Here is a 10,841-nt window from a genome sequence, read left to right as displayed (position 1 = left end):
CGATCAATATGTTACTTCACGTTATGGTTCATGGGATGCTGCCCAAGCATTCTGGTTAGCTAACGGTTGGTACTAAGCTAAAAAATAAAAAGATAGATAGCCTTTTGACAGGTTATCTATCTTTTTTTATTTTTTCAGAAAAACTGGTTCTCCATCTTCGTACTAACAGAAGTAAAATAAAAGAAACATTTTTAGGAGGTTTCTTTATGCCCATTGAGCGCACCGATTCAACCATATTATCCGCCCAGATAGAAGATAAGCTACTTTCTCAAGTCAATAATTTCCAAAACAGTCCGGATTTTCAATCCCAAATGAAATGGCCTTCCTCTTCATTCGTAGATACACCCTGCACGTCTGATTTTCATTCAGAACATTACATTGCCACAGAAGAGTATCAGCTTTTCGCAGACCTTAACTTCGTATCTCAAAATGACTCATATAGCAGTTTGCGGATAGACAATACAATACCTCTCTCTTTGAACCAACAAGAAATCAATCCAACAATACCAGTCGGGAAAAATAATCGCAAAAGATCGTTTCGCTTTGAGCGAACACAAAAAGCAGCCCACGCACTTTTGACTAACCCTAACCACTCCTACAAAGAGATTGCTAATGAATATCAGATTTCATATACAACTATCACCTACATCAAAAAACAGCTAGGAGTGAGATCTACCTACCGTGCTGAAAAATTCCAACGTGTTGAACAAAAATTAAAAGAACATCCTAATTCCACTTATAAAGAACTCCAAGAAGAGTTTAATATATCCACTAAAACAATTTATAAAATAAAAAAGAAGCTGTCACATCTATCCAGTCAGCAAAGAAAAATACATAAAAACTTAAGCCATACATCCTCTCAAATCGAAAAAAACAGCATGAAAAAAATCCAAGACAGATTCTCTTTAGAAACAAAAGTCATTCAACAGCCCAGAAACGAAACAATATCACAGCCTTTAGTGAGGTATTAGTCTTTCTTCGATTCCAAACTAGACTAGCACTTACTACTTCTGAGATTGCTTTATTTTTTTGATCGCCCAATCATAATGGCTAGCTGTCGAAGAAATAAAGTAACTCCCTAGAGTCGTGTTCCCTGTCCAGTCAAATTTTTTCTTTTCAAATAACTCAGCATTATCAAATTCCTCTGCTAATGACATCACTTGTTCATGTGTTTGATGCACGAGAGATTTTGCATCAGACAACAGCGTGTTTTCATGCTTTACAACAAATTCAACATTCATTTGTCCATAGGTTCGCCAGTTGTATGGTGCTGGTAAAAACGGAATTTTCTCTTGCTTCCGATTCTTTTGGACCCAATTTAGTAAAAGCTGATGCCACTCATAAAGATGGATCAAAACATCTTTTAAGTCTTTATCTCTTCGCCAATGGGCCTCTTTTTTCTTCGCTAAAAACGCTTCATCAAATAAGAATGGTGCTTGCTGTTCTTCTTCACTCAATTTTGCGATCTCTTCCCATAATTCAGCAAATTTTTGATTCGCTGCTACAATCAATTCATCTTTTGATTTTGGTCTCATGTACTTCCTCCTATTATTTTCTGTCTTAACACGTTTTATTTTTATATTTTGATTGTAACAAACACTCACAGATCCAGCGAATGATTACAGGTATTTAGAAAAAAGCATTGTAATTCCCATGATCTTTTGCTAAAGTACGTCTCAAACAGATAAAATGTATGAATATTCTGACTAAATACCCATTACTCGTTTATTCAGAACTTTTAGGAGGTATTTTTATGAACGCAATTTTTAATGGTCAACTTATTCCCAAAGATGAAATCACTATTTCACCTGATGATCGCGGCTATCATTTCGGGGATGGTCTATATGAAGTAGTCCGTGTTTACGATCAACAGATGTTCATGTTTTCAGAACATTTCGATCGTTTAAAGGTTGGGGCTGAGAAAATCCATTTAACTCTTCCATTCGAAAAACATGAACTTCAAGAGCAATTTCAACAACTTATCCAGAAAAACCATGTGAGTGAAGGAGAAATCTATTTTCAGATTTCTCGAGGAATCGTATCGCCCAGACAACATCTGATCCCAGATTCTAAGAAAACAACACCGATTTATCTCGCCTACACGATCCCCATTGAACGACCCGTTGCAATGCAAAAAAACGGAATCCGTGCAACGGTCATTGAAGATACCCGCTGGTTACATTGTGACATCAAATCATTAAGTCTGATTGGCAATATCCTCTCACTCGATGAAGCTGCCAGAAAAGGATTCGATGACGCTATTTTACAAAGAGACGGAAAGATCACAGAAGCATCTGCCTCAAATGTCTGGTTTGTCGTTGACGACATTTTATATACCCACCCTGATGGCAACCTTGTTTTGCCAGGTATCACTAAAATGCAGATTTTAAAATTAGCTCGTGCAAATGGACTAAAAGTCTGTGAAACTCCTTTTTCTGTCACTCAGTTAGATAAAATCACTGAATGTTTTATTTCCAATAGTATTTATGAAATCGTACCAGTCATTTCAATCGACGGTAAACAGATTGCTGATGGCCAGTGTGGAGCAATCACCAAGAAACTGCAAACACTTTATATTGACTCTATCCGCACCTCACATTGATTTTTTTAATCTATTCATTGATCGTAACTCAGGATAAAAATTGGAGGAAATGTCATGGTATTAAATGAAGATTATCAAGTAGCTGTTCCTACTGCTTTTTATGAAGATGAAACCTTAAATTTAAAAGCCACGTTACAACATATTGATTATTTGGCTACTCAAGGTGTTCAATCAGTTTTAGTAGGCGGCTCAACTGGCGAACAACATTCATTGACGTTACTAGAAAAATTACAGTTACTTGACGCGCTAAAAAAACTAAATATGTATAATGACTTGGAAATCGTTTTTGGTGTATCTAGTATTCGCCAAAAAGAGGCAGAAATCCTCGCTCAAAAAATCAATACTTCGAATGAAGTCACAGGAATATTATTAGGTTTTCCTCCTTATATTCTTCCTTCACAACAGGAAGCTATTTCCTATGCGAAATCGGTGATCTCCTTTGCCAATAAGCCAACGATACTCTATAACAATCCGCGTCGTACCGGCTTTGACATCACTATAGACACCTATTTGACACTTTTAAAAGACGATCGGGTCATCGGAATAAAAGAAGCCGGAAATCCAGCTCATCTTCCTGAACTTCTCGCTAAAATAGAAAAACCTTTAAAAGTCTACATGGGTGGTGAATCAGCTGTAACAGAAAAACTAGCTTTAGGATTCAATGCCATTTCTTCTATTGCTGGAAATATTTATCCCACAGAAATCAAGCAATGGTTTACTGAATTGAAAAATAAACAACCCTCCTCTGATCAAACGATTGCTACAAAAATCGAGGAGTTATACGCCCATTCCCCACTTCCTTACGTAAAAAGCAAAATAAGCGAAAATGAAGGTATTTCTTTTGGAATCTGCCGCCGACCATTAGGAAATAATGAATAATGTAGATTAGCCAACAATAAATACTTGTAAAAACAATCTCACTCCAATCACTCATTCATCTTTTTTGAGAGTGACTTACTGTGTTCTTATCCTTCCATCAAGTTCGCGGCAAAGAGACTGGGACAAAAGTGTTTCTTACTTTTGTCCCACGCTTTTTTTGAAATTTCCCAAAATCCTGACTTTTGGACGCCGTTTATTTGAGAGAGACTGGGACAGAAGTGTTTAACTCCGAGAAATAAGAAGAAATTCACGAAAATTGCTTTTCAAATTTTTGTGAATTTCGGCTTATTTCCGAAGGAGTTGCTTCTGCTCCCGCCGTTTATTCGTGAGTCTGTAGCAAACGTGATTTTTAGATTTATCCCACATTCGTTTTGATTTTTCATTTGCTATGAACAGACTATTCTTTACACTTTACAGGCGTTCATGCCAGATACCTATTTTCTATTTTTAGCAACAAACACGAAGCGGTGTTGCATGTTAAAAATGCTACCATGCCTCAACAACTCTTCATACAATGAAAGTAGCTCTTCAAAATTTTTTTCCACTGAAAAATCATGATATTCCCATTTGATTGTTCGTAAATAATAGATCAAACCAGGCATATCGAAAAAAAGTTGTTTTAAATAGGCTTCATCCTCCCGTAAAATGTCAAAATCAGCTTTTTCCAATTCTTTTTTTACAGTTGCAAGATGAAAATCAAAACTTTCCTTCTTATACCCTTTAAGCAACCGCGAAGCTAGATTTACTCCATTGAAATCCCCAACTTGCTGCGAGATAAACAAGCCATCTTTTTTAAGCACACGTTTTACTTCTGTTAGCGAAAATGATTCATGGGAATTGATGACCAAGTCGAATGAGTCATCAGGAAACGCTAAATATCCATCTTTTTCTACAAATTGAACTGTCACACCTTTGGGCTGTAAAGTGTTTACTAGCAATTCATAATTAGGTAAATAGCCTTCTGTTACAGCAGTTTTTCTATAAGGATGATGGAAAGTCTGTAGTAACTCGCCTCCACCAGTTCCCATATCCAAAAGCATCATTTCTTTACTTAAATGTGTTAGAACCAACTCTCGGTAATTCCAAACTGGCTCTTCGCAGTACCACCGATCGTTTAAATAGGAAAAATCCCAGCCAGAAAACTCTTTTTGTCTCTTTTCACTTTGTAACCATTCTTTTTTTAATCGTTGTTCATCCATTTGATTAGCTCCCTTAGTCTTTGAGTTGTTTTAGGGTCGATATCAATTGGTTGGATAACTCCAGTACTCGATATAGTTCTATCCAACCAACTATATCGAGTAGTTACTTCGACGTTTTACCATTTTCTTTCTCCTTAATTGTTTATGTAATTATCATACCACGAAACCGTTTTCTATAATATGTCTATTTAACTTACGCCAGAACAAGTCCTCGTTAAAATTTAAAACTTCTATTTAACTATCCCGTAATCTTGGTTTTAGAATTTATTCATTGCTATACTGGCGTATAAAAACATATACTGTTTAAACACGTTAAATGGTGCTAGATATCAAGAAAACAAGGTATGCAAGCAATGCTGTCCTCTGATTTTTCAGTATGCAAGTCATGCTTTCTTGAAAAACAAAGAGGAAATTCTTATAATGAACTCACATCAAGGAAGGAAAATAAAAAATGGAATTTGGCGATAAAATCAAAGAACTACGTAGACAAAATAAACTCACACAGGAGCAATTTACAACAAAATTAACTGTTACTAGACAGGCGGTATCCAATTGGGAAAACAATCGAAACCTACCTGATCTAGAAATGTTGATTTTGATTTCCACTATTTTTCATCTTTCACTTGATGAATTGATTTTAGGAGGAAACAACATGAATCATCTGACAGAAAAATTGATCAACGACAGTAGTAAAACAAAACGAGCAAAGTACAATATGATCACTGCTCTCATTGGTTCCTTGTTATTATTCTTAGGATTCTTCTGCTTTTTTATCAAATCCACCTCAGTTGAATATATCGACACTGCAGGAATCCTACATGAAAACTTTTATTTACTTGGGCTTGGCTACATCTTTTTATTCTCCGGTATCCTAGTTTTTCTAGTAACGGGAATCAGCTATCTTCTAGCCGTTGTAAAAAAACGATCCTAGCATTTCAAGAAAAATAGATAGAAAATAAACTAAGTAACTTATCATCGACTCAGTCCTTTGTGATAAATTACTTAGTTTATTGTGGAAATGTAACTTTTTATTTCACATGCAAATCAGATATCCTCACTACATAACCATTCAATACCTTCTCAATTGCACTCTGCTTCCTATTCCATAGACAATTTATATCGTTAGACATTCTAAAAAAACAGGTGAAATCATCTCTTACTTATCTAAAGAATTCAATTTTGACACTCAAATTTGTGATAATGTATTTCTTCTAACTATAAATACGATTAGAAAAATAAAAGAATAATTTTTATTTATTTGTAGAAAGATAGCAGAAACTATTTTGCTATAATAAAATGTAAATCATTACTTTAAAAAATCTAGTCCATCACAGTGATCCATTGATCTACTCCCACTGTCTTTTTAATGATTACTATTTTTTTAAATCACACTCTCTAATAATCAAGCAAAAAAATTTTCAAATGCTGTTAAATCAGTATTTCCAACTATGTAAAAGAACTTTTACACTGTTTTTTCAACTAAAATAAAGATATTTGATAGTTGAAAAAACACGATTGATCTATTCTTTAGGAAGAAGGAGCGAATAAAATGAACCTAAGTAAACAAATCAAAAAATTTAGGAAGCAATGTGATTTTTCACAAGAAGAATTAGCCGAGAAGTTATTTGTTTCACGACAGACTATTTCCAACTGGGAGAACGAGCGTAGTTATCCTGATGTCCATAACCTGTTATTACTCAGTGTTCTTTTTGATGTTTCTTTAGATGAATTAGTCAAAGGAGATGTTGAAAAAATGAAAGAAAAAATTTCTGCAGTAAACATGGATAAGTATACTAAAATCATGATGATTTTTAGTATATTATCTGCTATCTCGATTGGACCATCCTTATTTTTACCAAATTATTGGTGGATCGTCCCACCACTTATACTATGGTTGATCTCTATGTATGCAGCATTGAAAATCGAAAAAATAAAAAAAGAAAGCGATGTTCAAACGTATAAAGAAATCGTGGCATTTATCGAAAATAAAGATGTTGATTCAGTTAGAAAATTAAGAAACAAGAAAAAAGATCTTATATCAAAGGTTTTCATTGTATCTATATACTCACTCATCTTTGGTATTATTGCATTGATCATGTGTATCCCTTTTATATTGAGTCGTTAAGTAAATGAAAAAGTCCAATCAGTTTGGGAACTTACCCAATAATTTGAAACAGAATAAAAACGTGTCTCTTGCTGGATGACTTTAACCCAGTAAGAGACACGTTTTAAATGGAAAGTGGAAATAGCATTTTAGTTACTAGTTGGCTGTGCTTTTATTCCAGATTGACGATATTGTTTCCTTCAAAAACCTTTTTTGCTCTTTTAGCAATCGCCCATGTCGTTGAAAAATCAATAGACGCCCCTACGCCAGCGCCTACAATCGGAACTACTTTTACTAAATTAATTGTTCCCTTTGTTCCAGCCTTGGTTATAAACCTAAATCCTATTCTTTGATTTATTTTAGTTAAAATTTTACCCGGAATTTTATTTACCGCATTTAAAGCAATTTTATTCCCTACTTGCACACCTGTGTTTTTAAATGTGTCTGCTATAGCATTGCCAACTAAGCAACTATAAACAAAAGTCTGAACTTCATCATCTCTCAAATCATACCCTCTAATCAATGCAATAGCAGCTACCATTCTCATTTGAACATATATAGGCAACAACCTTCTTGTTCAAGTTTCTTTATTTTATGATGGACATCAAAAAGTGCGCTCCCTTACTCAGGAAACGCACTTTCTCCATATTTTTCAACTTCTTGAACCCGCCGATACAAGCTATTAGCGTGAATCTTTAGTTGTAGACTAATTTCTTTTACAGAAAATATTTCTTCAATGACTAGTTTTACAGCGACAATTTTAAATATTTTATCACATGAGCATCTTGGTATAATCTGGATTCTCGCTTTCCCTTAACTTTTTATCTAGTTTATTATACCAAGTCCAGTTTTATGAGTGTACTACATTTTTGGTCTAACTTTTAGAGGTCAATACAATTTTCTTACCTGAATATCTAATTGTTTCCTCCCTCACCAATGATCAATTGTTTCTTTACATTGTACAATCTTGTATACTTTTCTAATAATGAATGCATCTCAGATGCTCTTTTTGGATTTGGTGAAAATTTTTCGTAGACTGTTTTCGTAGAGAAAGTTGGATATGCTGATTTTAATGCACCGAACGAAACTGCTTCGTCCATCTTTATAACTTTTACCTCCATATTTAAAACATCAGCTTTCATTTGCAGCCACAAGGAATTATTAATAGCTGGACCAATCACGGCTAAACGTTTTATACTTTCTAAAGGAAAACAATTAGCTACGTATTTCATCTCCAAAGACAATCCTACTAAAATTCCTAGCAAGATATCTTTTGACGTTGTATCAAGTTTCAAACCGTACAAAAGCCCTTTCGATTTACTGTTTTTAAAAGGTGCTCCTGAACCATTTAAATGAGGCAGAAACAATAATGAGTCGTTCAGTTTTACATGATTATTCATATAGTCTTGATACAAATTTTCACATTCTTTTAGAAATGATAAATTACTCTTATTGAATAACTCTTGGTACCAAGCAAAAGCGCTACCTCCAGTAGGCATGGAAGAGAATAACGTATAATATTGAGGCCTTGTATAAATTCCATTCGATAATGAATGTTCCAGGTGTTTATTATCGTTAAAATTAGTATCACTAATCAATAGCAACCCTTCCGTTGTTCCTGTTGAATTTAACAATTCATCAGGCTCTAATCCTATTCCCAATGCTCCAACCATATGATCATGTCCAGCAATTCTCACAGAAATATGCTCTTTAGTTAATTCTCCACTATCTGTATAACCCACTATCTCTCCAGAACGGACAACTTCAGGAAAGTAAATTATCTCCTCGAGTTCAAACATTTTCAATATTTCTTTTGACCACTGTCTTTTGTTTAAATCATAGCAAAGTGTTCGACTTGCCATAGAAAATTCAGTTTTCATTTCCCCTGTCAAAAAGAAGCACAGTAAATCAGGAATATTGAGCCAAGTTAACGGCTGAGATGTAGAGATTTTTAACTCTTCCACCATCCATTTTATTTTAGGTAAACTATAATTAGTATGGGCAGGAAGACCGGTAATATCATAAATTATTTCTTTTTCCTCGTCTGTTAAACGATCAATATATTTGGTAGCTCTCTTATCATACCAAGCAATCAACGGCGTAATGATATCTCCATTATTATCAACAAGAACCCCAGCTTCACCAACACTGGAAATGTTGATTGAATCAATATTTCCAGTGTTGGTAGAAATAAACGTTTTTAAAATCGTTGAAAGTCGATACCAAATCGACTCTAAATCAAATAGCTCTCCAAAAGTATCTTCTTTTTTATCTGTTTGAAATGTTTCTCTATCAATTAATTTTCCTGTAGTAATTTCAAATAAAGATACTTTAGAATTCGTTGTTCCAACATCAATTGTGATAGCTAGATTTCCACTCATTTAGAAGTTCCTTCATCGATCAAATGAGTTTGTTTATACGTTACTTTATAAATCCAGAATATAATTACTCCAACTACAGGAATCAAACCAAGAGCAAGAATATTTCCGTTGAATATTTGTAATAGCCAGAATCTTAATGGATTCCCTCCATCTAAGAAACTAGATACTAATCCACTCGATCCTTCTGGAAAACTGAAATTTACATCTTTTGCCATGCCTGTAATAAAAGGTGCAATTGCTGATGCAATATACAGATCACCAATTATAATTGGAATAGCAATTATTACAGCTCTAAATACATTTCCTTTTGTTGATAAAACAACCATTGAAGCCATTACAGCTAAATTTGCTAAATCACCTAATGGCAAAACAGTATTTCCAGGTAAAACAAATGCTAGAAGAACTGCAATTGGTGTTAATAATAAAGCTGTAGAAATAATTGCTGGATTACCAACAGCGACTGCAATATCTAGCCCTATATATAAATCATCTCTATCTGGATATCGTTCATTTAAAAACTTTTTGATTGCTTCTGATAAAGGCAATAATCCTTCCATCAAAATACGCACCATACGAGGCAAAATAAACATTACTGCACCGATACTAATACCTGTTGTTAAAATTCCTTGAAGATCATATCCCGCAACAATACCTAGAAGCAAACCAAGAACTGTACCTACCATCATTGGCTCACCAAAAATGCCGAATCGTTTTTGAATTGTCATAGGATTGATATCAATATTTCGGACACCAGGAATCATATCAATAATTTTATTTCCGATTAAACCAATAGGGAAAAAGGTAATTGAAGAGACCGTTGGTAATGAGATTCCTTCCAAACCAAAATATTCTGCTCCCATTGGCGCTGCCCAGTCTGCTAATTTAAACACAATAATCGCAATGACTGCTGAAGCTAATATTCCCAACCAGAAACTACCTGTGCTATAATATACTAAGGTTCCTGCTAGTGCAAAATGCCAGTAATTCCACATATCGACATCAACTGTTCGTGTTTGTTTAATGGCAATCATGATAACATTGATCAACATAGTCAAAGGAATAACGAATGGGGCGATTGGTGATCCCCATGTAATTGCTGATAAAGGCGGCCAACCTAAGTCAACTACAGGGAGATTAATGCCAGTTTGTTCTACCATAGCTTGTGCTGCAGGACCTACATTGTTTGTTAAAATATCGAAAATTGCATAAATACCAACAAATCCAATACCAACGGTTAATGACGAGCGTAATGCTTTGGCAGGCTTTATTTTAAAGAACAATGCTAAAATAAATAACACTAAAGGCAACATTACAGTGGGACCAAATCTTAGAATATACTGCACACCATCATACAATTTTGCTCCAATATCTCCCATATTATTCACCTTCTGTTAACTCAGAATAAATACTGTTCAATACTTTATCTTCATTAATTCCTGTAATTAAAGCTAAACCATTGATAACAGGTACATCTAATTCGTACGGAATTTTTAATGTTGAAACAATCAAGTCTGCATTATCAGAATTTGACTGTACCGAAGCAACATTTGTCTGAGAGTAATTGACATCTGTTAACCCTCTTTCTTTCAAAAATCCCATTACCTCTTCAGCTACAGCTGTTGAAGTTGCAATTCCTGTTGCACATACAAATAATAGATTTTTAGTCATTTTATTTC

11 protein-coding genes and 2 pseudogenes are annotated in these 10,841 nt (G+C 34.4%); 6 read left to right on the top strand and 7 right to left on the bottom strand.

Translation table 11 applies throughout. From position 1 onward, the window contains the following. Both FGQ66_RS11840 and FGQ66_RS11835 read left to right on the top strand, forming a co-directional pair. Positions 1-76 (top strand): annotated as a pseudogene (locus tag FGQ66_RS11840) (aggregation-promoting factor); the annotation flags it as partial. Positions 77-104: 28 nt separating this feature from the next. Continuing rightward, positions 105-971: a hypothetical protein gene (locus tag FGQ66_RS11835; protein ID WP_249361098.1), complete on the top strand. Its 867-nt coding sequence runs from the start codon at positions 105-107 to the stop codon at positions 969-971. Between the two features lie 33 nt (positions 972-1,004). Here FGQ66_RS11835 and FGQ66_RS11830 read toward each other — a convergent pair whose 3' ends face one another. Beyond that, complete coding sequence (locus FGQ66_RS11830) at positions 1,005-1,535, bottom strand: ClbS/DfsB family four-helix bundle protein (protein ID WP_138302497.1); 531 nt, start codon at positions 1,533-1,535, stop codon at positions 1,005-1,007. A gap of 218 nt (positions 1,536-1,753) precedes the next feature. Here FGQ66_RS11830 and dat point away from each other — a divergent pair, with 218 nt between their 5' ends. Both dat and FGQ66_RS11820 read left to right on the top strand, forming a co-directional pair. Beyond that, positions 1,754-2,602: a D-amino-acid transaminase gene (dat, locus tag FGQ66_RS11825; RefSeq protein ID WP_005875062.1), complete on the top strand. Its 849-nt coding sequence runs from the start codon at positions 1,754-1,756 to the stop codon at positions 2,600-2,602. Positions 2,603-2,656: 54 nt separating this feature from the next. Next, on the top strand, positions 2,657-3,481 hold the full coding sequence (locus tag FGQ66_RS11820) for a dihydrodipicolinate synthase family protein (RefSeq protein WP_138302496.1): 825 nt from the start codon (positions 2,657-2,659) through the stop codon (positions 3,479-3,481). A gap of 434 nt (positions 3,482-3,915) precedes the next feature. Here FGQ66_RS11820 and FGQ66_RS11815 read toward each other — a convergent pair whose 3' ends face one another. Beyond that, positions 3,916-4,680 carry a class I SAM-dependent methyltransferase gene (locus FGQ66_RS11815; protein ID WP_138302495.1) on the bottom strand — a complete coding sequence of 255 codons (765 nt, stop codon included), beginning with the start codon at positions 4,678-4,680 and terminating at the stop codon, positions 3,916-3,918. A gap of 451 nt (positions 4,681-5,131) precedes the next feature. On the opposite strand from FGQ66_RS11815, the gene FGQ66_RS11810 reads away from it, so the two are divergent. Continuing rightward, entirely contained in the window at positions 5,132-5,611 is a 480-nt protein-coding gene (locus tag FGQ66_RS11810) for a DUF3955 domain-containing protein (protein WP_138302494.1), read from the top strand. A 618-nt stretch (positions 5,612-6,229) separates the two neighbouring features. Then, positions 6,230-6,805 (top strand): helix-turn-helix domain-containing protein, encoded by a 576-nt coding sequence (locus tag FGQ66_RS11805; protein WP_138302493.1) that lies wholly within the window; start codon positions 6,230-6,232, stop codon positions 6,803-6,805. Between the two features lie 151 nt (positions 6,806-6,956). Here the strand turns inward: FGQ66_RS11805 and FGQ66_RS11800 are convergent, their stop codons facing one another. The 5 genes and pseudogenes from FGQ66_RS11800 to FGQ66_RS11780 form a co-directional block, all read right to left on the bottom strand. Beyond that, complete coding sequence (locus FGQ66_RS11800; protein WP_249361097.1) at positions 6,957-7,331, bottom strand: hypothetical protein; 375 nt, start codon at positions 7,329-7,331, stop codon at positions 6,957-6,959. Between the two features lie 77 nt (positions 7,332-7,408). Further along, positions 7,409-7,585: pseudogene (locus FGQ66_RS11795) on the bottom strand (transposase); the annotation flags it as partial. Positions 7,586-7,698: 113 nt separating this feature from the next. Next, positions 7,699-9,165, bottom strand: coding sequence for an FGGY-family carbohydrate kinase (locus FGQ66_RS11790; RefSeq protein WP_138302492.1), 1,467 nt, complete (start codon positions 9,163-9,165; stop codon positions 7,699-7,701). After that, positions 9,162-10,541 carry a PTS galactitol transporter subunit IIC gene (locus tag FGQ66_RS11785; protein WP_138302491.1) on the bottom strand — a complete coding sequence of 460 codons (1,380 nt, stop codon included), beginning with the start codon at positions 10,539-10,541 and terminating at the stop codon, positions 9,162-9,164. The genes FGQ66_RS11790 and FGQ66_RS11785 overlap by 4 nt, the downstream gene beginning before the upstream one ends. Position 10,542: 1 nt before the next feature. Continuing rightward, positions 10,543-10,833: a PTS sugar transporter subunit IIB gene (locus FGQ66_RS11780; RefSeq protein ID WP_138302490.1), complete on the bottom strand. Its 291-nt coding sequence runs from the start codon at positions 10,831-10,833 to the stop codon at positions 10,543-10,545. Between the last annotated feature and the right edge of the window lie 8 nt (positions 10,834-10,841).

Origin of the sequence: Enterococcus sp. BSD2780061688st2 D3, assembly GCF_005844145.1 — a bacterium.
Taxonomy (GTDB): domain Bacteria; phylum Bacillota; class Bacilli; order Lactobacillales; family Enterococcaceae; genus Enterococcus_B; species Enterococcus_B durans.
This window is presented reverse-complemented; position numbering and strand designations above follow the sequence as displayed.